Annotated in this window: 19 protein-coding genes and 2 tRNA genes; 4 read left to right on the forward strand and 17 right to left on the reverse strand. The window is 42.4% G+C overall.

Annotated features, from left to right (window positions below; genetic code table 11):
• Window positions 1-97: 97 nt before the first annotated feature.
• The 14 genes from PR709_RS06960 to gpt all read right to left on the reverse strand — a co-directional run bounded on the left by PR709_RS06960 (window position 98) and on the right by gpt (window position 14808).
• Window positions 98-174, reverse strand: a tRNA-Arg gene (locus PR709_RS06960).
• Window positions 175-185: 11 nt separating this feature from the next.
• Window positions 186-278: transfer RNA gene (locus tag PR709_RS06965), tRNA-Ser, on the reverse strand.
• A gap of 412 nt (window positions 279-690) precedes the next feature.
• A complete protein-coding gene (csrA, locus tag PR709_RS06970) occupies window positions 691-876 on the reverse strand; it encodes a carbon storage regulator CsrA (protein ID WP_004264815.1) in 186 nt (61 codons plus the stop codon).
• 227 nt (window positions 877-1103) lie between these two features.
• Entirely contained in the window at window positions 1104-3734 is a 2631-nt protein-coding gene (gene alaS, locus PR709_RS06975; protein WP_004923165.1) for an alanine--tRNA ligase, read from the reverse strand.
• A 451-nt stretch (window positions 3735-4185) separates the two neighbouring features.
• The gene (recA, locus tag PR709_RS06980) at window positions 4186-5253 is read right to left on the reverse strand and encodes a recombinase RecA (protein ID WP_014656658.1); all 1068 of its coding nucleotides are present in this window, start codon (window positions 5251-5253) and stop codon (window positions 4186-4188) included.
• Between the two features lie 106 nt (window positions 5254-5359).
• Window positions 5360-5863 (reverse strand): nicotinamide-nucleotide amidase, encoded by a 504-nt coding sequence (gene pncC, locus PR709_RS06985; RefSeq protein WP_004923172.1) that lies wholly within the window; start codon window positions 5861-5863, stop codon window positions 5360-5362.
• 22 nt (window positions 5864-5885) lie between these two features.
• On the reverse strand, window positions 5886-7076 hold the full coding sequence (lplT, locus tag PR709_RS06990; RefSeq protein ID WP_004923175.1) for a lysophospholipid transporter LplT: 1191 nt from the start codon (window positions 7074-7076) through the stop codon (window positions 5886-5888).
• 4 nt (window positions 7077-7080) lie between these two features.
• Entirely contained in the window at window positions 7081-9225 is a 2145-nt protein-coding gene (gene aas, locus PR709_RS06995) for a bifunctional acyl-ACP--phospholipid O-acyltransferase/long-chain-fatty-acid--ACP ligase (protein WP_004923177.1), read from the reverse strand.
• Window positions 9226-9336: 111 nt separating this feature from the next.
• Window positions 9337-9834: a shikimate kinase AroL gene (gene aroL / locus PR709_RS07000; protein WP_004923298.1), complete on the reverse strand. Its 498-nt coding sequence runs from the start codon at window positions 9832-9834 to the stop codon at window positions 9337-9339.
• A gap of 133 nt (window positions 9835-9967) precedes the next feature.
• Window positions 9968-11221 carry a glutamate-5-semialdehyde dehydrogenase gene (gene proA / locus PR709_RS07005; protein WP_004923180.1) on the reverse strand — a complete coding sequence of 418 codons (1254 nt, stop codon included), beginning with the start codon at window positions 11219-11221 and terminating at the stop codon, window positions 9968-9970.
• A gap of 2 nt (window positions 11222-11223) precedes the next feature.
• A complete protein-coding gene (gene proB, locus PR709_RS07010) occupies window positions 11224-12327 on the reverse strand; it encodes a glutamate 5-kinase (protein ID WP_014656662.1) in 1104 nt (367 codons plus the stop codon).
• Between the two features lie 115 nt (window positions 12328-12442).
• Window positions 12443-12844: a sigma factor-binding protein Crl gene (gene crl / locus PR709_RS07015; RefSeq protein ID WP_004923183.1), complete on the reverse strand. Its 402-nt coding sequence runs from the start codon at window positions 12842-12844 to the stop codon at window positions 12443-12445.
• Between the two features lie 70 nt (window positions 12845-12914).
• A complete protein-coding gene (gene frsA / locus PR709_RS07020) occupies window positions 12915-14165 on the reverse strand; it encodes an esterase FrsA (protein WP_004923186.1) in 1251 nt (416 codons plus the stop codon).
• Window positions 14166-14343: 178 nt separating this feature from the next.
• A complete protein-coding gene (gene gpt, locus PR709_RS07025; RefSeq protein WP_004923189.1) occupies window positions 14344-14808 on the reverse strand; it encodes a xanthine phosphoribosyltransferase in 465 nt (154 codons plus the stop codon).
• Between the two features lie 262 nt (window positions 14809-15070).
• On the opposite strand from gpt, the gene pepD reads away from it, so the two are divergent.
• Window positions 15071-16531 (forward strand): beta-Ala-His dipeptidase, encoded by a 1461-nt coding sequence (pepD, locus tag PR709_RS07030; RefSeq protein WP_004923192.1) that lies wholly within the window; start codon window positions 15071-15073, stop codon window positions 16529-16531.
• Window positions 16532-16604: 73 nt separating this feature from the next.
• On the opposite strand, the gene dinB is transcribed toward pepD, so the two are convergent.
• Window positions 16605-17660 (reverse strand): DNA polymerase IV, encoded by a 1056-nt coding sequence (gene dinB, locus PR709_RS07035; protein ID WP_014656663.1) that lies wholly within the window; start codon window positions 17658-17660, stop codon window positions 16605-16607.
• 174 nt (window positions 17661-17834) lie between these two features.
• Here dinB and PR709_RS07040 point away from each other — a divergent pair, with 174 nt between their 5' ends.
• The 3 genes from PR709_RS07040 (at window position 17835) to PR709_RS07050 (ending at window position 21681) form a co-directional block, all read left to right on the forward strand.
• Window positions 17835-20135, forward strand: a complete 2301-nt coding sequence (locus PR709_RS07040) for a TonB-dependent hemoglobin/transferrin/lactoferrin family receptor (RefSeq protein ID WP_042116992.1) — start codon at window positions 17835-17837, stop codon at window positions 20133-20135.
• A gap of 77 nt (window positions 20136-20212) precedes the next feature.
• Window positions 20213-20743, forward strand: coding sequence for an RNA polymerase sigma factor (locus tag PR709_RS07045; RefSeq protein WP_004923195.1), 531 nt, complete (start codon window positions 20213-20215; stop codon window positions 20741-20743).
• Window positions 20744-20769: 26 nt separating this feature from the next.
• Window positions 20770-21681, forward strand: coding sequence for a glycerophosphodiester phosphodiesterase family protein (locus tag PR709_RS07050; protein ID WP_004923198.1), 912 nt, complete (start codon window positions 20770-20772; stop codon window positions 21679-21681).
• Between the two features lie 128 nt (window positions 21682-21809).
• Here PR709_RS07050 and nqrM read toward each other — a convergent pair whose 3' ends face one another.
• Both nqrM and PR709_RS07060 read right to left on the reverse strand, forming a co-directional pair.
• Entirely contained in the window at window positions 21810-22037 is a 228-nt protein-coding gene (gene nqrM / locus PR709_RS07055) for a (Na+)-NQR maturation NqrM (RefSeq protein WP_004923200.1), read from the reverse strand.
• A 16-nt stretch (window positions 22038-22053) separates the two neighbouring features.
• Window positions 22054-23085, reverse strand: coding sequence for an FAD:protein FMN transferase (locus tag PR709_RS07060; RefSeq protein ID WP_042117002.1), 1032 nt, complete (start codon window positions 23083-23085; stop codon window positions 22054-22056).
• Window positions 23086-23186: the final 101 nt, after the last annotated feature.

Genomic DNA, 23186 nt, shown 5'->3' on the forward strand with positions numbered 1-23186 from the left:
TTACAATATCAAACTCTACACTTCTCAATGACTACTGTTGTTTCAGTTCTTAAAAACCAAAACGCAACCCCACCAGCTTTACTTATAGGGTTAAATATGGTGCATCCGGGAGGATTCGAACCTCCGACCGCTCGGTTCGTAGCCGAGTACTCTATCCAGCTGAGCTACGGATGCAGCTTCTAAAATGGCGGTGAGGGAGGGATTCGAACCCTCGATGCAGCTTTTGACCGCATACTCCCTTAGCAGGGGAGCGCCTTCAGCCTCTCGGCCACCTCACCGTTTTTAGTCACAGGCGATTTGTTTTTGACATCTCGTCTCTGTGTGGCGCACATATTACTTTCCTCGCTTTAGAAGTCAAACAATTTTTCCAAACTTTTTACTTTTCAATGATCGTTTGCACATTTCACAAGCAAGATGATTAGTTTAGCATCGAAAATCATATTCATCACGGGGTAATTTCACAATTTTTAAGGTCGTAAAAAAAGACTCATTGTGAAATTCTATCGTAAAAATATGCTAGCAAAACATGTTAATCATCATATGCAGTGCAAGAGAAGTGGTAAGGGCCATAGAATAAAAGGCCAATTAGCCACAGGGAAGCGAGAAAAAATTAAATATAGGAAGGGATATAGATAAAAGACAAGCGTCCATCTTTGCTGTGTGGGTCAAGATATGGACGCTTATTCATTATTATTGATTGTCTGGTTGAGTCTTTTCAGCCTGGATCCGTTGATAAATTTCTTCACGGTGAACAGAAACTTCCTTTGGGGCATTGACACCAATACGAACTTGATTGCCTTTTACTCCCAGTACCGTAACTGTTACCTCATCGCCTATCATGAGTGTTTCACCAACTCGACGAGTCAGAATAAGCATTCTTTGCTCCTTGAAATATTAAAAGAGTCGGGTCTCTAGGTTTCCCCCGCTATTGTCCATCACACACCGTGAAAACGTAAAGCAATGATATACACCTAAAGCATTGATGCCATCAAGGCAATCATTTTTAATTATATACATACAAAATATAACACCACTTACAACACTTTAACAATGTTGCAACAGCGAAAGTTACCTCACGGTGTATGAGGTAACTTCCCCAGTAGCTAGAGCCGTGAAGACACCCAATCTTCTACACTTGCCATAGCTGTTGGTAACGCACTCACATCCGTACCACCAGCCTGAGCCATGTCTGGGCGCCCACCGCCTTTACCACCGACTTGTTGAGCAACATAGGATATCAAATCACCCGCCTTTATTTTAGCAGTCAAATCATTAGTTACACCAACAATTATACTGACTTTATCACCACTTGTTGTTGAAAGCACGATAATCGCTGATTTCAACTGATTTTTGAGATCATCAACCATGGTTCTCAAAAGCTTAGGTTCAGTATTATTTAATTGACTAACAAGTAATTTAACGCCTTTGATATCTTTTGCTTTGCTACTTAGTGAAGCACTTTCTTGCGATGCTTGTTGATCTTTTAATTGCAAAATCTCTTTTTCTAGCTGACGAGATTTTTCCAATGCAGACTTAACTTTTTCAACTAAGCTACTCATATCGCCTTTGAGAAGATGAGCTATCGCATTAAGTTGCTCTGACTGGCTATGAACACTTTCCAATGCGCTCTCACCTGTTGTCGCTTCAATACGACGCACACCTGCCGCTGTACCAGACTCACTGAGGATACGGAACAAACCAATATCACCAGTACGGCTTGCATGCGTACCACCACAAAGTTCGATAGAGAAATCACCGCCCATACTCAGAACACGTACGCGCTCTTCGTATTTCTCACCGAATAGTGCCATCGCACCTTTCGCTTTTGCACTCTCTAAATCCATAAGTTCCGTTTCAATTGGTGTATTCTTACGAATTTGTGCGTTAACGATATCTTCAACTTCGCGCAACTGAGCGGCTGTCATAGCCTCAAAATGTGAGAAGTCAAAGCGCAAGTATTTATCATTAACTAAAGAGCCTTTTTGTGACACATGCTCACCTAGCACTTGACGTAAAGCGGCATGTAACAAGTGAGTCGCTGAGTGATTCAGACGGATTGCATCACGTCTTTCCACATCGATTTTGGCATCAATACGATGATTAATCACCAAAGAGCCTGATTCTACCTTACCAATATGACCAATCGCTTGACCATATTTTTGGGTATCCGTCACGATAAAGCTACCGCTATCATTACGCAACAAACCTGTATCACCGACTTGACCACCTGATTCTGCGTAAAACGCCGTTTTATCAAGGATCACCAAACCTTCTTCACCTGCGTTCAGGGAATCGACTGGCTGGCCATTTTTATAGATGGCAGTTATTGTTGCTAATTGTTCATTATAGGCATAACCAGAAAATTCGCTGTGCTTTTCGACCTTAATCAGTGAATTATAGTCAGTACCAAAGCCACTTGATTCTCTAGCACGACGGCGCTGGTCTTCCATTGCGCGCTCAAAGCCTTCTTCGTCAACCTTAATATTACGTTCACGACACACATCAGCGGTTAAATCCATCGGGAAGCCGTATGTATCATATAAACGGAATACCGTTTCACCATCTAAGGTATCCCCTTTAAGGGCAGCTAGTTCTTCATCAAGTAGCTGTAGGCCGCGCTCTAAGGTACGAGCGAACTGTTCTTCTTCAGTTTTAAGTACTTTTTCAACAGTAGATTGCTGACGAGCCAGTTCATCCGCTGCGGCTCCCATAACGTTAATGAGTGGCGCCACTAGTTTGTAGAAGAAAGTGTCTTTTGCTCCCAGCATATAACCATGACGTACTGCACGGCGAATAATACGGCGCAATACATAACCACGACCTTCGTTGGATGGAATAACACCATCACTCACGAGGAATGCACAAGAACGGATATGGTCAGCAATGACACGAAGTGATTTATTTGAAAGGTCGTTAGAACCTGTCGCTTTAGCGGCTGCTGCGATCAGCTCTTGGAAAATATCGATATCATAGTTAGAGTTGACATGCTGCAATACTGCCGCAATACGTTCAAGCCCCATCCCTGTATCCACTGACGGCTTAGGTAGTGGTTCCATCGTGCCATCGGATTGACGGTTAAACTGCATGAAAACGATGTTCCAGATTTCGATATAACGGTCACCATCTTCTTCAGGGCTTCCTGGAGGACCACCCCAGATATGCTCACCATGATCATAGAAAATTTCGGTACATGGACCACAAGGACCTGTATCCCCCATCTGCCAGAAGTTATCAGATGCGTATGGCGCCCCTTTGTTATCACCAATACGGATAATACGATCTACAGGAATACCGACTTCTTTGTGCCAAATATCATAGGCCTCATCATCGGTCTCGTAGACGGTCACCCACAATTTTTCTTTTGGTAAGTTGAACCATTCTTTCCCAGTTAATAGCTCCCAAGCAAAGTTGATTGCATCATGTTTGAAGTAATCACCGAAGCTAAAGTTGCCAAGCATTTCAAAGAAAGTATGGTGGCGGGCTGTGTAGCCAACGTTTTCTAAATCGTTATGTTTACCACCTGCTCGCACACATCTTTGTGCTGTTGTCGCTCGGGAATATGCTCTTTTATCCAGACCAAGAAAAACATCTTTGAACTGGTTCATCCCTGCGTTAGTGAACAATAATGTTGGGTCATTGTTTGGCACTAGCGAACTGCTACTGACCACCTGATGACCTTTTGTATGAAAAAAGTCGAGAAACGCTTGACGGATCTCAGCGGTGCTTTTACTCATAATTATCCCGATTTCAAGCTGGAAACTGAATTACGAATTGTTGAGATGGAATGTAACATCACCTCTAATCAACTCTCCGATTAAAAAGTGACTGATAAGATAAAGTCTCTTTGTGTAGAAGTAAAATTTATACTCTTCATACTTCAAGTTGTAGCATGGTTGACTATGTTCACTCGTCCTAGTTACAGACATGATACATGTTCTTAGCGACTTATTTTTTTGTCGCCTCGCTGCGCCTTGAATTTTTTGTAGTATAGATACATCCATTCGTGGCTTTCATTGTAAAGCGTCTGAATATTTTCTGAAAGTATGTTTATACCTTTCAATGGGCTATTTTTCCACAGAAAAACCATTGTTCATCCCATTATAGCTCAAATGAAAAACAAAAAAACGCCACTCATTTTAGAGTGGCGTTTATAATCTTCTTATTTATCAAACTAATAAGTTCGTATTAAAATTCTTCTGGTGTCTCATCTTCATCAGTTTCACTGATATAGTCAGCCGCTGCGCTGCTAAACTCACCAGTATGCGTTAAAAGCATTTCACGCAATTTTTTATCGAGTTCTTCTGCAATTTCCCGATGCTCTTTCAGATACGTTGTCGCGTTTGCTTTACCTTGACCGATTTTATCACCGTTATAGCTATACCAAGCACCGGCTTTTTCAATCAACTTATGTTTAACACCTAAGTCGATCAATTCACCATAGGTGTTAATGCCTTCACCATAAAGGATTTGGAATTCAGCCTGTTTAAATGGCGCTGCAACTTTGTTTTTAACAACTTTAACGCGTGTTTCGCTACCTACAATTTCTTCACCATTTTTGACAGCACCGATACGGCGAATATCTAAACGAACAGAAGCGTAGAATTTCAGAGCGTTACCACCTGTAGTGGTTTCAGGGTTACCAAACATAACGCCAATCTTCATACGGATTTGGTTAATGAAGATTAAAAGTGTATTCGAGTTCTTTAAGTTACCCGCTAATTTACGCATCGCTTGGCTCATCATACGAGCCGCTAAGCCCATGTGTGAGTCACCGATTTCACCTTCAATTTCAGCTTTTGGTGTTAATGCGGCCACGGAGTCAACGATAATGACATCAACAGCGCCTGAACGCGTCAGTGCATCACAAATCTCTAATGCTTGCTCACCAGTATCAGGTTGAGAACATAGAAGGTTATCGATATCAACACCCAGTTTTTTCGCATAGATTGGATCTAGCGCATGTTCAGCGTCGATAAATGCACAGGTTTTTCCGCTACGTTGTGCTGCTGCAATAACTTGCAACGTGAGTGTTGTTTTACCAGAAGATTCAGGACCATAAATTTCGACAATACGCCCTAATGGCAAACCACCTGCACCTAAAGCCACATCAAGAGATAAAGAGCCTGTTGAAATAGTTTCTACGTCCATTGAGCGGTCTTCACCAAGACGCATGATAGAGCCTTTACCAAATTGCTTTTCAATTTGACCTAACGCTGCAGCTAATGCCTTTTGTTTGTTTTCATCGATAGCCATGTTCACTCCCTTTGGTGCAATGGACTCTCCCACTGCAAATAGAACGATTGAATTCGGTTTGTTGATGATAAGTATACTGTATAATCATACAGTATCAAGAAGATTTTTAACTTAACATTTGTAAAAGTGTTTCAAGTGCATAAGCGGTTGATTGTAAACGAATTGCATTTCTATCACCTTGGAACACACAATGCTTAGTCGTAATATTAACAGTACCTGTAGAGTGTTTTTGAGCAAATCCAAACCAAACAGTACCAACCGGTTTTTCCTCACTACCGCCACCGGGACCTGCGATACCGCTGACGGAAACCGCCACATCAGCGGCGGCTTCTTTAAGTGCACCAAGCGCCATCTCCGAAACGACTTGCTCACTCACTGCGCCATACTTCTGCAATGAGGCTTCTGTCACACCGATCATCTGGTGTTTTGCCTCATTACTGTATGTCACAAACCCTCTATGAAAGTAATCCGAACTACCGGCAATATCCGTCAATACTTTTGCAATCCACCCGCCGGTACATGACTCCGCACAGGTTATCGTTTTACCTTGTTTTTTGAGGAGCTGACCAAGCTGAACGCTTAATGTTTCGAGATAACTTTCATTTTTCATTTGATTGTTTACCTTTACATGCCTATTTTTTGCGTGCGCGATCCCAGATCCACAACCCAGCAATTGCGATAGCAAATACCGAGCCAAAGCCAATACCGACACTAATCACAGACAACCCAGCTTTCATTGCCAGTGAATATAGCCCTAACATAATAAGCATGGCGCTATTTTCACCTAGGTTTTGCACCGCTATCGCGTTACCAGCCCCAACCGTTTCCTTACCTTTTTCTTGCAGTAACGCATTGAGAGGAACTACAAATAGCCCACCAAAAATCCCTAATACAGCCAAGATGGCGTAAGAAGGCATGAGTTTAGTTTGCAGAGCAAGTAATATCACCATAACGCCAATCACAATCCCTGCGGGAATACAGCGTGATACGGTTTTTAATGTAATAAATTTTGCGGCAAGCCCCGCTCCCACGACAATACCGACGGCAACCGCGGCATTTAGGTAGGTTGGCGTTGCATTATCTTGTAAGCCTAATGCGATAGGAACCCATGCCACTAATAAGAAGCGTAAAGTGACACCCGCGCCCCAAAACATGCTAGTTCCGACCAATGAAAAACGGCTTTCTTGGTTTGCCCACAGCGTGCGGCAGGCTGTCCAAAAATCAATGAATAGTTTTTTAAAATGCCAACCTTTACCAGGGCGAGCGGCAACTAATCGAGGAATATAAAAATTGGCAATTACCGCTAACGCATAAAGCACAGCACAGGTCGCAAGGGCTAATATTAGGCTAACATCAGATAAAATACCGCCAACAACTGAGCCAACTAATATAGCGGCGATTGTTGATGCTTCCATAACGCCGTTTGCTTTTACTAAGTTATCGCCACTGGTTAGTTCACCTAAGATACCGTATTTTGCAGGGGAATATGATGCTGCGCCAATCCCAACAAGCCCATAACAAAGGAATGGGTTAAGACCCAAGCAGATCCCCAGCGCGCCAATAAACTTAAACAAGTTTGAAACTAACATGACACGCCCTTTCGAGAAGCGATCAGCAACTTGCCCTACAAATGGCGCTAAGATGATATAGGTAAATACAAAGACCATCTGTAATACGGGATGGCTCCATTCAGGATAAAACTCCGCTTTTAACTGGGCTAAAATGGCAAATAACAGCGCATTATCAGCAAAAGCGGAAAGAAACTGCGAAGCCAGAACCGCTTTCATCCCTCGGCTCATGAGTGGCGCATTGACATCTTGCATACCTTCAATCCTCTAACGCCATCTGTTTAAGCGTAACGAAATCTGTTTTACCCGTTCCGAGCACTGGTAACTCTTTTACAACACGAATATCCCGCGGCACAGCTAATTCGGTTAAGCCCTTACTTTTTGCGGCAGATGAAAGTGCACTTCTATCCAGCTCTTTATCTGTGGTAAACAGGACCAATGCCTCGCCTTTACTGCTATCCGGTTTCGTAACCACAGCATGATGGGCGTTTGGCGACAAACTGAATACCATCTGTTCAATACTTTCGAGTGAAACCATTTCACCAGCAAGCTTCGCAAATCTTTTGACACGGCCTTTAATCGTGCAGTAATTGAGTTCATCAAGTACGACGATATCACCTGTGTCATACCATCCTTCTTCTTGCTCACCATGCTGGTTTTCTGCCGATGGTTTTTCAAGAATGCCGGGCGCTTCAACACGCAAATACCCTTTCATGATATTTGGCCCTTTGAGTTGCAACTTGCCTCCATTTTCAATCCCGGAAATTGGGATAATACGGGAGTCCATTTGTGGCAATATTTGCCCTACCGTGCCTTCTTTAGAGGCCATCGGAACATTGATAGAGACAATAGGCGCACACTCAGTCACACCATAACCTTCAAGAATACGAATACCGAATTTATCAAACCAAATCTTCTTGGTGCTATCTGATAATTTTTCGGCACCCGCAACGACATAGCGTAATCGTGCAAAATCATATTGATGAGCAAAACGTGCGTAGTTAGCCAAAAATGTTGATGTGCCAAATAACACAGTGCAATTTTTGTCATACACTAATTCAGGGATAACTCGGTAATGGAGTGGGCTTGGGTATAAAAAGACCCGGCTTCCTGAAAAGAGAGGAATAAACAGCCCAACCGTTAACCCAAAAGCGTGAAAGAGTGGCAACGATGACATAAAACGGTCACGAGGCGTAAAGTCTGCGATGGTTTTAATTTGCTCAACGTTTGCCATAAGGCTAGCGTGGCTGTGCACAACCCCTTTTGGCGTGCCTTCTGAACCAGAAGTAAACAGTACTAATGCTTCATCTTCAGCCTTACGAGGGATCACAGCCTTAGCTGGCATTAATAGGTGTTTAACTATCCATAATTTATCTTGCCAAGTTACGGTATCTTTTAAATCTTCAAGGTAAATCCAATTTGCTTCAGTAACTTGCTCTGGAATATGGGTTAAATTGCCTTTTTCAAGAAATTGTCGTGACGTAAAGATAACTTTTGCTTGAGAAGCTTTAAGTGCATTACGAATACCATGGCTACCCGCCGTATAATTCAGCATGGCAGGAACTCGTCCACGCATTAAAGCCCCGAAAATAGCGGCCGCCGTCACTGTTGTATTTGGTAATAATAGGCCAATACGCTCATTTTCATGGGTATAACGTTCGATTATTCGCCCAACGCCTAACGATTTTTTCAACAGCGTTTGGTAGTTATCTTCTTTAAAATTAATATCTTCAATACATGGTGAACGGCGTCCAAAGCATTTTACGCTCTGAATAAATTCTTCAACCAGTGTGACTTGAGGACGGCAAGCCATACGTGCTGACTTCATAATGCTATATAAATGAATACCGGCTAAACGACGGCGTTCAATCGCTTTTGCCGCTTCAGGCATAGGGATAGTTTCAGCGGGTAAAATATGCAGAGTGATTTGAGGAAACCATTTCAAAGGAATAATACCTTTTAGGCGGCTAAAATAACTCCTTTCAGCGCCTTCAATACGAATAGGTACCACTTTTGCCCCTGATTTTGCCGCAACAAATGCCGCACCGTCATAAATTTTCATCAGCGAGCCGTGAACGCTGATACGCCCTTCAGGGAAAATAACGATTGGACGGCCTTTTTCAACTTCTTTGACTAGTTTGCGGATCCCCAGAGGGTTTGCCGGATCAAGAGGAACAATATCAGCATAAGGTTTTAGTAGTTTGATCATTCTCGGTGTTGCAACAGTCGAATAAACTGCAAACACAGGCTTGATAGGTAAAAACAGCGCAATTAATATCCCATCAATGAATGAAACATGGTTAGGTGTAATTAGACATTTGTCTTGATATAACTCTTTTTCGTCTCCCAGTACGCGGATACGAAATAAAAATCTAAGTACTGCCCTGAGCATATTTGCCAGCATAATAAATCCCTATGTTTTGTCTTCTTTTATCATTCCAACAGATAATTATGTCTTGAAAACCAGAATTAAGCTAAGTAGTTTACTCCTAAAGTGCCTTGAAGCACGATGCTTTTAAGCCAAATTTGTTAATTGAGTGATAATTGTCTCGACGGGCAGCTCCGCATCAATCACATAATGTGCGGTTGCTTGATAAAGAGGCTCCCTTTGTGACATGACCTCTTCAATTTCTTCTAATATTGATTTGCCTGTTAAGCTTGGACGTTGATCAGCTTGCGGCTCTGCTGCTAGTCTCGCCGCCAAAACCTCTGGTTTCGCGCTCAAATAGATCACCGTGCCATTATCACGCATCACACGTTGGTTTTCTTCAGATAGGATAATGCCGCCCCCCGTCGATACCACGGCATCTGGATCGGCTATCGATTTTAATACTTCACTTTCTAAGTGACGAAAGTATTCCCAGCCATGTTGTTCTACTATCCGCGCAATACTGGTTCCTGCACGTTCAACAATCAATTTATCGGTATCAATGAATTGACATGCTTTATAATCAGCCAATCGCCTACCGATTGTTGTTTTCCCTGAACCTCTCGGACCTATTATGTAAAACATTTTGATTCATCCCATTGTCATGATCATTACGAGGCATACGCTACGCGTTATAGATTTTTTAGTCTCAAAACAACCAATAATCATAAAAACAAAGCCACACGCTAAGTGTGGCCTAATTATTATTATTTAACTTTTAAGCTCGGTTAAGGAAGTCTCCATAACCAATCCATTTGTATGTCGTCAAGGCATCTAATCCCATTGGACCACGAGAATGCAGTTTTTGTGTACTCACAGCAACTTCAGCGCCTAGTCCAAATTGACCTCCGTCGGTAAACCGAGTACTTGCATTGACATACACTGCCGCAGAATCTACACGTAGGACAAAGTAGTCAGCTTGGCGGATAGATTCCGTTAAAATAGCATCGGAGTGTGCGGTGCCATAGGTTCGAATATGGTCGATTGCCGCATCAATTCCCGAGACAATTTCAACATTCAGATCGAGTGATAACCACTCATCCACTAAGTTTTCAGGCGTGACATCGACCACTTTTGCAGGCCCTTTTTGCAAGTACGGCATAGCTTGCTTGCTGGCATGTAAAGTGACCTGCTGTTCAGCCATTTTTTGGCTTAGTAGAGGTAAAAACGCCGCCGCAATTTTTTCATGAACCAATACGGTTTCAAGTGAATTACAAGCGCTTGGACGTTGGACTTTTGCATTAATCAGCACGTTGATTGCTTTATCAAAATCAACTGATTCATCAACAAATGTGTGACAAACACCAATCCCACCGGTGATCACAGGGATCGTCGATTGCTCACGACACAATTTATGTAGCCCTGCTCCACCTCTTGGGATCAGCATATCAACATAACGATCTAATTTGAGTAGCTGCGCCACTAATTCACGATCAGGGTTATTAATCGCTTGAATAGCATTCGCCGATATGCCGCTATTTTTTAATGCTTTTTGGATCACGTCTGTGATAGCCAAATTGGTATTATGCGTTTCTTTACCACCACGTAAAATAGCCGCGTTACCTGTTTTTAAGCATAAAGCAGCCACGTCAACGGTCACATTTGGGCGAGCTTCATAGATCACCCCAACAACCCCTAGTGGCACACGGCGACGTTGTAAATTTAAACCGCTATCCAACAGATTGCCATCAATCACTTGCCCGACAGGATCGGCTAATTGGCACACTTTTCTAACATCATCCGCGATATTTTTTAGGCGCTCTGGCGTTAGTAATAAACGATCTTGCAGTGCAGGCGACATCCCATTTGCACGAGCTTGTTCTATGTCTTTTTCGTTAGCGGCAAGAATCGCTGCACTTTCTTGTTCCAGTAGATCAGCAATTTGCTCTAAAGCCGCATTTTTTTGTTTTGTACTTAATTGGGCGAGTTGCCATGAGGCTTCACGAGCCGATTTTCCCATTTGTTCTAACATAATTAACCCACTATCATATCGTCGCGGTGGACAGCTACAGAGCCATGTTCATAGCCCAGTATGCGGCCTATTTCCTGTGAATGATGGCCCGCAATCATTCTTAAAGCGTCACTATTATAATGAGTGACCCCGTGAGCAAGATCTTTACCTGCCATATTCCGTATCCGTACAACGGCACCACGGGAAAAATCACCTTCAATTTTTTTGATGCCTTTCGGCAGTAAGGAGCTTCCTTTTTCCATAATAGCAAGTTGAGCGCCATCATCGATATATATATCGCCAGCCGCTGGAGCACCAAAGATCCAACGCTTGCGGTTTTCCATTGGGTTTTTCTGCCCATAAAACCGCGTGCCTACTGGAATATCTTCAATCACCGCGTTGATCACATCTGGCTTATTACCTGCCGCAATAATGACATCTATTCCTGCTCTTCCTGCAACATCGGCGGCTTGCAACTTAGTTGCCATCCCCCCCGTCCCCAGACCAGTAACACTTCCCCCCGCCATTTCACGCAATTCATCATTGATGCCATACACTTCTGGGATCAGTTTTGCATTCGGGTTACTACGAGGGTCAGAATCAAATAACCCTTCAATATCTGTCAATAATAGCAATTTGTCAGCATCACCAAGGATAGCGGCAAGGGCTGATAAATTATCATTATCCCCCACTTTAATTTCAGCGGTTGCGACAGCATCATTCTCATTAATCACAGGCACAATGCCATTATCAAGCAGAGCCTGCAATGTATCTCGGGCATTCAAAAAGCGCTCTCTGTCTTCCAGATCGGCCCGTGTCAACAGCATCTGCCCAATATGAATACCATAAATAGAGAATAGACGTTCCCATAACTGAATAAGGCGGCTTTGCCCTACCGCTGCAAGAAGCTGCTTCGACGCGATTGTCGCTGGAAGTTCGGGGTAATTAAGGTGTTCACGACCAGCAGCGATAGCGCCAGACGTGACAATAATAATACGATGCCCTTTTTGATATTGTTGCGCACACTGCCTGACTAACTCAACAATATGAGCTTGGTTCAATTGCCGTGAGCCTCCGGTCAATACACTAGTGCCTAATTTAACAACAAGTGTCTGGCTATTTTTCATCATTTTTCTGCCATTAAAATTAATCAATACAAATTAGGTATCATTTTTATCAGTTGGCGCGCGTTATGCCAACAGGCATAACGCTAAATTCAACAAAAGTTGGCTTAAAACAATTTTATGCGCTTAATTCCAATTTAAATTCTGCCATTTTTGCGGAAGGAAACAAAGATAGCTCAAGCTCAGAAAGTTGTTTGGAAAGGGATTGATGGAAGGATATGAGGTTCTGCTCAATGATATCAAGGGTTGCATTATCTTTCAGTGGCTTATCTTGCCAAGTACCATGAACATTGTACAAACCCAAATGGTATGAATACTCAAATCCATCTTCATTTGGCGATAATAGCATCCACCAGCCCCAAAACTCGCGTCTTTCTGGTGCTGAATTGACATTAACGCAAACAGTCAGGCTATCGAAAAAATAGCAACCATCTAAACATTGCTTTTCTCGTAGATAAGGTCCTAAAGCAGAAAACTTCTTTAAATACTTCCCATTAGAGTAATCAGTAGGTAACGCCATGTAAGGATCTCCTTTTTGAGAAGATCCCTTTTTAACAAAAGTTAAAAAATAATCAAGTTATTAAATAAAATTAAACAATTTTACTTTTTAACCAATCTGTTGTTTCACTCAGTGACTTTTGGAAGTTTTCAAAAACAGGTGTCTCTGGCAGGGTTAATATATGGCTATCCATTGATGAACGCCTGATCAAATCGGATTCTGCTTTAGGACTATAAATATCACCTTTCCAATAAACCGACATCATAGGCACACGACAACGACGCCCTAAAAGCCCTTGATTTTTTAATGAATAGCAACTTAATTCATGCCGTAATGCCGCACCATCAACATGATAAATTCCTAAACGACTGGCGAAAACATCCAGCTCCATACGTGGAATATCGCGCTGATATTTTTCTTCATGCAATAAACTGTGTACAACTGGCCCTAAGACAGCGACAGCTTTGATTTTATCAGGGCACATATAGGCAAGCCTTAAAGCGACATTGGCGCCAAAGCGCAACCCAACAAGGCCAAAGCGTGTATGGTCTATCCATGGGATTGTGTTTAGCTGGCGAACCACTTGTTCATGGAGTTCACTAGTTTCTTGGGATAGCTTATATTTAATTGAATAGCCAATTGACGGCATATCTAATGTCAACATGGCAATACCAAGTGGCTCAAGGTAGTCACGGAAAAAACGGCAATAGTCGATTTGTAAACTATCCAGCGTTCCACATACCATGACTGTCGGATAAGGCCCCTGACCCGTTGAAGGGATATGTAAAAAGCCACATACCTCTTTATTACCATCGACCTTAAACGCGATTTTTTTCAGTTTATAACGCGAAAATTGTGCGGCGCTATCATAGGCTTTGCATGCCAAGAGAATCGCTTGATCCGCTAATTCATCGCCTTTTATAAAAGGGTAAGCGGCAATACTGTACAAATTGGCAGCACGCAACCATGCCCGACTGGCTTTTTCTCCTCCTTCAAACTGCAAGGCTTTTTGTTGCCATTGCATGGCTTGATGAGACCACTCAAAGCACCAGTTACCGCGACGATTACCAATGATGGTATCAAGTAAATGTTCATCGCTACGTTCGGCTTCTGTTACCGCAATACGGCTCAAAACCTCTTCAATTTCTAAAGCGTCAATACCACGCCAAATCCACAACAAGCGATTGATCATACGATACCAGCCCGCGTGCTGGGCACCACTTAATGCCGAATGGCTATTGACAATAGGGGCGCTATAAGCGGAGTAAGAAACTAATGTTGATGTTTCAGTTTGCTTAACTTTTGGCTTGAACAGTTTTTCGGAGAGATTTTGTTGAGTCATCCTGATAACCTGTCGATTGAGCTAAAATAAAAAGGGAATGCCATTGCATCCCCCTTATCATAACGTTTCGTGTTTAATTTTATTAGGTAATAATGTTTTAAGCATCATAATAAAGGGCACACCCCATATTAGCGCTATTTTTACCTGTCATTTAGATCTAACTCAAAACCGTTATGGTTTATTTATCTTGCTCACACAAAGGCTTTACAAACACCACGCCCATATCCCATGGCTGTTCAATCCACGTGTTTTGTGGAATATCAACGACATAATCATCCACCAATGGGCGGCCTGCTGGTTTTGCAAAAATTGTCACAAAATGTGCTTTCGGGTACATATCACGAATGGCTTTTGCAGTACCACCAGTGTCAACGAGGTCGTCAATGACAATGAAACCTTCCCCATCACCTTCGGCACGTTTAATGACTTTCAATTCACGCTGGTTGTCATGGTCATAGCTGGAGATGCATACGGTATCAACATGGCGGATACCCAATTCACGTGCAAGAAGTGCACCTGGTACAAGGCCACCACGGCTAACCGCGATAATGCCGGTCCATTGTTCGACTGGTAATAAACGTTGTGCGAGTTTACGGGCATGTATTTGCAACATATCCCACGTTACGACATATTTTTCGCTCATAAAATTCGGGTCCCGACTGCTGAGTAATACTGAAATGTGTCTTGCGGAAAAAAGGTTGCGCGAGATTATAGTGATTTGACACAGCAAAAACCAGCAAAAACGGACAATTGTGATGAATTAATATGATTTACACTGACTATTTATAACAATTAGGTGTATGCTGAGAAAATCAATCGTGTGGCCTGAATATCTGTGCCACACCTTTTAAGCAGAATAAGTAGCTAAAAATAAATAAGACCAAAGTCGCTTAAGGAGATCTAACGTGTCTGAACTAGCCAAATTGTCACCACAGCCATTATGGGATATTTTTGCCAAAATTTGTTCAATTCCCCATCCTTCTCATCATGAAGAAGCGCTAGCAACACACATTATCGAATGGTCAAAACAAAAAGGGTTTCATGTAGAACGTGACCAAGTTGGTAATATCTTGATCCGCAAAGCGGCAACACCTGGCTATGAAAATCGTAAACCTGTTGTGCTGCAAGCACACTTAGATATGGTTCCGCAGAAAAATAATGACACGGTACATGATTTTACCAAAGATCCTATCCGCCCTTACGTTGATGGAGAGTGGGTCACGGCAGAAGGCACAACTTTAGGTGCAGATAACGGTATCGGAATGGCATCTACCCTTGCGGTGCTAGCAGATGATAGCGTTGAACATGGGCCACTTGAAGTACTGTTAACCATGACCGAAGAAACAGGCATGGACGGTGCTTTTGGCTTACAAGCAGGTTGGCTACAAGCGGATATTCTGATCAATACTGACTCAGAAGAAGAAGGCGAAATCTATATGGGTTGCGCGGGTGGTGTTGATTTTACAACAACATTTGACCTCACTCGTGAAGCCGTACCGCAAGGCTACAAAACCTTCACCATGACATTAAAAGGCTTAAAAGGCGGTCACTCTGGTGGTGATGTTCATTTAGGTTTAGGTAATGCTAACAAGCTGTTGGCACGCTTCCTTGCGGGCCACCAAGAAGAGCTTGGTTTAAAACTGTTAGAATTCACTGGGGGAACCGTTCGTAATGCTATCCCTCGTGAAGGGCATGTGATTATCGCTGTTCCAGCGGATAAAGTCGCTGAACTAACAGCCCTAAGAGCACGCTATGAAGACATCTTAAAAAATGAACTGGCCGTTGTTGAGCCAAACTTAGTTCTTTTATTAGAAGAAACTCAAAGCAACTTGAAAGCGCTGACTGAAGAGTGCCAAAAACGCTTTGTGTTCTTCTTAAATGCGGCGCCAAATGGCGTGATCCGCATGAGCGATGTCGCAAAAGGTGTGGTAGAAACCTCACTTAACGAAGGCGTTGTCACGATGACGGAAGAGAAAGCCGAAGTGATTTTCCTCGTTCGTTCATTAATCGACAGCGGTAAAAACTATGTCGTGAATATGCTGACATCGGTGAGCAAGCTCGCACAAGCACAATACCGTGCAGAAGGCAGCTACCCAGGTTGGCAACCCGATGCAGACTCACCCGTTATGCATTTAGTTAGCGAAACTTACCAAAAACTGTTTGGTAAAATTCCTAATGTAATGGTGATCCATGCAGGTCTGGAATGTGGTCTATTCAAGAAGCCTTACCCTGATATGGATATGGTCTCTATTGGGCCAACCATTCGTGGTGCGCACTCACCTGATGAGCGAGTACATATCGCCAGTGTTGGTGAATACTGGAAATTATTAACAGCGGTCTTAAAAGCGATCCCTGTTAAAAACTAATTGTTTCTTCAAATACCCGTCTTAATGAACGGTCTAGCTTTATGGGATCAGCGTCATTAATGGCGGGTGTTTTTTAGAAATCTAGTAATAATTGCCTTTCTATCTGTGGGCTTAATAACGTTACATGCAGGCCCACTAGCCTAACACCTCGATCTTTACGGCGATGCTCCCACACTTGCTTAGCTAATGATATTAAGTCTTGCTTGTCTAAAATGGGATAAGCATGCTCTTGAGTTGTTTGCTGAAAGTCATTAAATTTCATTTTTATCCCTTGCCGAGCAATACGGCGGTCCGGTTTCACTTTCATAAGCCTGACTTCCAACTCTTCATATAATTGATTAAGTAATGGTAAGCAATCTTCCCAATGTTGAATATCTTCTGCCAGTGTGCGTTCGACACCAACAGATTTACGTAGCCTATCAGGATTGACTGAGCGTTCATCAATTCCATGGCAACGCTCCCACAGGACTTGACCAAATTTCCCCATCACTTTGATTAAGTTAACCACATCATAACTTTGTACATCACCACAAGTTTCTAGCCCCATATCGAGTAATTTTTGTGCGGTTACCTTCCCTACCCCAGGAATTTTCTTTAATGGCAATGACCAAACAAAGTCGGGCAACGCTTGAGGCGTGATCACGTATTGGCCATTCGGTTTATTTAGATCAGACGCTATCTTGGCTAAAAACTTTATTGGGGCTATCCCTGCCGAAGCAGTGAGTTGCAGTTCATCAAAAATTTGCTGGCGAATGGCTTGGGCAATCAATGTCGCTGAGCCATGGTAATGCTCACACTCACTGACATCCAAATAAGCTTCATCCCAAGAAAGAGGCTCTATTAAATCCGTATACTGGGAAAAGATTTTATGAATGTGTAAAGAGGTTTCTTTATAAAGGGCCATCCTACCCGGTACAACTTTCAGATGAGGGCACAACCTTAATGCAACCGCCGTTGACATGGCGCTATGTACGCCATAACGCCTCGCTTCATAATTCGCGGTACTGATGACACCACGGCGGTCAGCACTCCCACCGACGGCAATTGGAATATTGCGCAAACTTGGGTCATCACGCATTTCTATCGCTGCATAGAAGCAGTCCATATCGATATGAATTATTTTACGCATAGCAATCTGATCGACAAACAACACTGTTCAAATATACAGTATACTTATAGACTGTGCAATTATTCCTCAAGCAAGCAACATAGATGAAAATAATTATTATTTTTATTACCCGAAAAACCACCTCAAAACGACTCATTAAAGATGTTTATAGAATGGTTAATTAGTAGGAAAATAATGAATAAAAATTATATTTCATGGTTTAAAATCAATAACTCTACACATCTCTTTTTATCAACATTTAATCACCTTTCTCTGGCTGGATTACTTGTTGTTACCTCCTCTGCATTTGGGCAAAGTGCATCGGAAGAGGTTAAACAGACAAAACAACAGGATGATGTCGTGCAATTCCCCGCGCTCTCTGTTGTTGGTAATTTAAATTCCAGTGTCGGTGCCGGTAGCTCTGTATTAAAACTGAAGGATATTGAGCGTACTCAAGCTAATAACCTTGCAGAATTAGTTGATCAGCTACCGGGGATCTCCTCATCAGGTTCACCACGCCCCGGTGGACAAACCCTAAATATTTGGGGCATGGGCGATGTGGAAGATGTCAAAGTGACCCTTGATGATGCCCCTAAAGGGTTTGAAAAATATCGCCAAGGCTCTGTGTTTATCGAGCCTGAGCTGATTAAACGCATTGACGTTGATAAAGGACCACATAATATTATGGATGGTAATGGTGGTTTCGGCGGAACCGTTAAAATTACCACCAAAGATCCCGCAGACTTACTACTTGCCGATCAACATTTTGGCGCTATGTTCAAATATAGCTATCACACTAATGATCGCCAAAATATTTACAGTTCAGCACTATATGGTAAAACATTAAATGGCGTTGCAGATGGTTTGCTGTATGTCAGTAAACGAAAAGGGGATGATTTACGCCGCCCCGATGGCACTCGATTTGGCTTTTCGCAAGCTGACCAACTCTCTTATTTACTGAAAACCAACCTTTATCTCAATGATGAACACACGCTCAGTCTATCGGTAATGCGCTCCGAATCAGATAACTTAGTTCCTTGGGCAGCCAAACGAGATGAGTTAGCAACACCAACGCAAAAAGAGATTGAGCAATATGGTTTTGACGGTGCGATAAAACGCAAATTGGTCCAACGGGATCAACAAGATCAAAACTATAGTGTGAAATGGAATTATATCCCTGAAAATAGTGATTGGATAAACCTAACGACAACTTATGCTTGGTCTAAGAGTCAACAGCATGATACCCGACCAGAAAATGCTTCAAAATACTTAACCTCCAGCTTAGGGAATAAAAGTTGGGTTGACTATACCGATCAGCTATTTGATATCCATAATGAAAGTCTATTTGATACTGGTCGTTTAGAACATCAACTTACTATAGGTGCTCGTTGGCATAAAAATGATCGCGGTATTTTGATGTTTGATGCGGGAAAAGCGAAAAACCCTAAATATAACTATGGTTATTATCAGCCACAATTTATGCCAGCAGGTGTTCAAGAAACCACTAGTGTATATCTCCAAGATGCGATTAGTTGGCACACACTCACTGTCACACCGGGCTTACGTTATGACTATGTGCAGAACAAAGGTAAAGGAAACTTAGCCGCAACCTATATGGAGCAAGACCCGCTAATTGGTCATGACTACCGTTCTGTCACTTATAGTGGTATTTCACCTCACTTAGGCATTCTTTGGAAAACGACACCGAATCTCACTTTATTCGGGGATGTTAGCCGCACATGGCGTGCACCTGTTATTGATGAACAATATGAGGTGCAATTTGCCAATAGTAGTTTAACCGGAAGTAGTCGAAACTTGGGTAAGGAGCGCATGGATGGGGTACGTTTAGGCGCAATACTCGACTTTGATCAAGTCATACAGGCCAATGATCAGCTGCAAATACGAACCACGCTTTTTCGTAACAGAGGAAAGGATGAGATATTCCGCCGCCGTGGTGAATACTGTGAAGCCAAGAAAAATGGTACTGGCGATTGTGGTCGCCCCTTATCCAATTACCGTAACTTGCCCGGTTACACCATTGAGGGCTTAGAAATTGAGCTATTTTATGATAGCCCGAATGTATTCGGTAAAATGGCCTACTCCGCTATCAAGGGTGAACGTGACGCTTCCCCTCGAGACCCTTGGTTTGGGCAAAAAACATGGATTGGTGAGATCCCACCAGATACTTTACATGTTATGTTGGGGTATAAACTCCCTCAATGGAATGCCAACTTTGGTCTCACCGGTGACTTTGTTGGTCATCAAGTCCGCTCTCCCGCAGATAGAGATCCTAAAGCCGATTCATGGGGATACCCAAAGTCGAAAGGCTATGCACTCTATGGTGCATTTGCGCAATGGCAGCCTGAATTTATTCCAGATACCAATATTAGAGTGACCGCGACTAACCTCTTTGACCGTGACTACTATCCCTACTTAGGGGAGTCTGTCTCAGGCGTTGGTCGTGATGTTCGCTTAAGTATCACCAAGTACTTCTAAGCAATCGATGGACTCTCATCTCTGAGAGTCCATAATTGACAATAAAATAAAAATGATAATAATAATTATTTTTATTTATGACAACACACACTCCCTCTATAGAAAATAGCGACTTGGCAGAAGAAAGCCAACTTTTGCAACAGCACGCCCCTAGCCTATTTCGCTATATTCTTGCGCGCACACCTGATAGCGATATCGCAAACGAAATTTTACAGGATGTCTTTGTTCATACGATTGAAACATATCGCTGCCAAACTTTGCAATTTCCGAGAGCCTTTATGTACACACTGGCACAACGCAACATCGCCAATTTTTATCGTCGGCAACGCATCGAAGCGGAATATCAACGTTTGCTGGTGGAGCCTGAGCCAGAGTGGAATTTAGAAACTCAGTTAGTAGTCGAAGAGCAATTGCAATTACTGTCTGAGCAACTTGCCAAACTACCTGAAAATATGGAACAAGCTTATTTACTCGCGCAATTTGAAGGGATGACATACCAACAAATTGCAACTCAGTTAAAAGTTAGTCCTAATTCAATCAAGTACTACTTACAAGTAGCAAGAAAAGTATTACAAAAAGAGCTCACTGAAACGTATTTAACTCATTGAAATAACTATTATTATAGGTAATAAATATGACAAAAACAGCAATGCCATCTATTAAAAAAGGGGTGGCTATCAGTTTATTGTTTCTTGCCAGCTACAGTGCAGCCGCTCAATCACCACAAATTGTTGCCCATAGAGCAGGAACGGCAGATGCGCCAGAAAATACGCTTTATGCAATTGAACTGGCTAAAAAAAATAGCGCCGATATTATTTGGCTAACCGTCCAACTCTCTAAAGATAATCAATTTGTTCTATATCGGCCAAGCCAGTTAGAGGCATTAACCGATAAAAAAGGGGTTATTTCCGATTACTCCGCTCAACAACTCACAACGTTCAATGCCGCCCATCAATTTAATAAAAAGGCTCATTTTCAATTACCTTTACAGCAAACCACGATCCCAACACTTGGATCCGTCCTGAAAAAATATCCAGATACTGCGTTTTATATTGATTTAAAATCACCTGACGCCGATCCAGATACTCAAGCAGAAGCGGTGTACTCCCTACTCGAAAAAAATAATGCTTTTAAAAATACTCGGTTTTATTCAACCAATGATGCATTTGTAAAAGCCCTAACCAAGCGCTCCGATAAAATTAATACCTTTGAAAGCCGTGATGAAACACGCACTATCTTAGCGAATAGCGCGATGAATCATCATTGTTCAGTCAGCAGTGATGCACAATCTAAATCGCGTTGGTATGGCTTTGAATTACACCGTAAAGTCGAGGTTGTAGAGAAATATACGTTAGGAGAGGCTCGCTCACCTGCAACGTTGTCATGGGATAAAGAAGCCATTGATTGCTTTAGAAAAAATGGTCAGGCCTACATTGTTCTATTTGGTGTCAATAGTGCGGCAGATTATCAATTAGCTAAAGAAATTGGTGCGGATGCCGTGATGGTTGATTCCCCTAAAACTTTTAAAAGCGAAATCATTAAGTAAATTTTAGCTGGCTTTATCTAATCGGTTTTACGTTAAAGCTATCTATCTTAATTAGACCGCCAAATAAAAAATAAGCCTTAACTGTGAATGTTCGCAGTTAAGGCTGTCATCATACTAATATCGACTATTTAAATAATGCGGTGTTTTTCAAGTGCCTTTTGGCGAGCCTCTTCCCGTGCCATACGTTTTTTACGGGCATCGCAAGGTTCAGGGCAATCACAGACTTTTTCAACACCAATACTGCTTAACCCACCACAGCTACCTTGAATACTTTTGCGCTTAATAATATACCCTAGTGACATACCGAGAAATGCCAGTAGGAATAGGACGAAAGCTGCAATAAAAACATTTAGCATTCTTACATCCTCCTAATTACTGCTTTTTCTGTAAAAATGGCTCGAATGCCTTAGTATAACGCTCTTCAAAGCCTTTTTCTGTCTTAATGATCATAAACACAGGAATATCGAGCTTTTCAGCTAAGGCAAAACCTTCAACAGGCCCTAATACATTAAGCCCGGTCGATAGCCCATCAGCACTCATGCAAGTTGGTGCCAGTACCGTAATCGAAACGAGGTTATGTTTAATTGGCATCCCTGTTTTTGGGTCGATGGTATGAGAGAAGCGCACACCGTCTTGTTCAAAATAGTTGCGATAATCACCAGAGGTAGCTATAGACATATCACCAGGTTCAATCACTTCCTGAGCCGTTTGGTTTACGCCATCGGTTTGTGGTTTTTCAATCGCAATCCGCCAAAGTGCACCTTTACCATTTTTCCCTTTTGTACGTACTTCACCACCAATATCAACCATATAATTATTGATATTAATTGACTCCAAGTATTCAGCCACAACATCAACGCCATAGCCTTTTGCTATCGAAGAAAGGTCGACGTACAATTCAGGGATAGTTTTAATTAAGTTATTGCCCTGCACAGACAGCTTTTCTATACCAACCCATGCACGACGTTTCTCCAATTCACTATCTGTTGGTGCTTTGGTTACTCGCCCTTCTGGCCCAAAGCCCCATAAATTGACTAACGGCCCTACCGTGACATCTAATGCACCATTAGTTAATTCATTAATGCGTATGGCTTCTTTAACAACTTTCGCTGTTGCTGCTGAAACAGGAAAAGGAACATTAACCTCTTTAAATTGGTTGAAGCGACTTAATTCCGAGTCTGGACGATAAGTTGACATCTGATCATTCACTTCTTCTAAGCGCTTATCTATCTCAGCTTGGATAGATTCACTGCTTGGCGATGAAGATTCAGCAACATATTTAATGGAATAGTAGGTTCCCATTGTCTGACCCTGAAGGTTTGCCTGTTCAGGCCCACCGCAGGCAGCCAACAATAGTGTCGCTGCAAATAGCAGCACTGGGGTAATCACTTTTCTGTTCAGCATAATTTTCTCTGCTTCAATAATAAGCGCCCACACAAGTGGGCGCTATACTCGCCATACTTCAAGTTTCAACATTATTGATGGCATTCATTCACACGAGTCAC

The organism is Providencia sp. PROV267 (assembly GCF_028477825.1).
In the GTDB taxonomy this organism is placed as follows: Bacteria; Pseudomonadota; Gammaproteobacteria; order Enterobacterales; family Enterobacteriaceae; genus Providencia; species Providencia stuartii.

Coding starts and splice junctions, on each gene's coding strand:
- PR709_RS07045 (WP_004923195.1), top strand. CDS start 20,213: ATGACAACACACACTCCCTCTATAGAAAATAGCGACTTGGCAGAAGAA.
- PR709_RS07060 (WP_042117002.1), bottom strand. CDS start 23,085: ATGCTGAACAGAAAAGTGATTACCCCAGTGCTGCTATTTGCAGCGACA.
- aroL (WP_004923298.1), bottom strand. CDS start 9,834: ATGTTTTACATAATAGGTCCGAGAGGTTCAGGGAAAACAACAATCGGT.
- recA (WP_014656658.1), bottom strand. CDS start 5,253: ATGGCTATCGATGAAAACAAACAAAAGGCATTAGCTGCAGCGTTAGGT.
- proA (WP_004923180.1), bottom strand. CDS start 11,221: ATGTTAGAACAAATGGGAAAATCGGCTCGTGAAGCCTCATGGCAACTC.
- nqrM (WP_004923200.1), bottom strand. CDS start 22,037: ATGCTAAATGTTTTTATTGCAGCTTTCGTCCTATTCCTACTGGCATTT.
- pncC (WP_004923172.1), bottom strand. CDS start 5,863: ATGAAAAATGAAAGTTATCTCGAAACATTAAGCGTTCAGCTTGGTCAG.
- gpt (WP_004923189.1), bottom strand. CDS start 14,808: ATGAGCGAAAAATATGTCGTAACGTGGGATATGTTGCAAATACATGCC.
- lplT (WP_004923175.1), bottom strand. CDS start 7,076: ATGCAAGATGTCAATGCGCCACTCATGAGCCGAGGGATGAAAGCGGTT.
- aas (WP_004923177.1), bottom strand. CDS start 9,225: ATGCTGGCAAATATGCTCAGGGCAGTACTTAGATTTTTATTTCGTATC.
- dinB (WP_014656663.1), bottom strand. CDS start 17,660: ATGCGTAAAATAATTCATATCGATATGGACTGCTTCTATGCAGCGATA.
- PR709_RS07050 (WP_004923198.1), top strand. CDS start 20,770: ATGACAAAAACAGCAATGCCATCTATTAAAAAAGGGGTGGCTATCAGT.
- csrA (WP_004264815.1), bottom strand. CDS start 876: ATGCTTATTCTGACTCGTCGAGTTGGTGAAACACTCATGATAGGCGAT.
- crl (WP_004923183.1), bottom strand. CDS start 12,844: ATGGCGTTACCTACTGATTACTCTAATGGGAAGTATTTAAAGAAGTTT.
- PR709_RS07040 (WP_042116992.1), top strand. CDS start 17,835: ATGAATAAAAATTATATTTCATGGTTTAAAATCAATAACTCTACACAT.
- alaS (WP_004923165.1), bottom strand. CDS start 3,734: ATGAGTAAAAGCACCGCTGAGATCCGTCAAGCGTTTCTCGACTTTTTT.
- frsA (WP_004923186.1), bottom strand. CDS start 14,165: ATGACTCAACAAAATCTCTCCGAAAAACTGTTCAAGCCAAAAGTTAAG.
- proB (WP_014656662.1), bottom strand. CDS start 12,327: ATGAAAAATAGCCAGACACTTGTTGTTAAATTAGGCACTAGTGTATTG.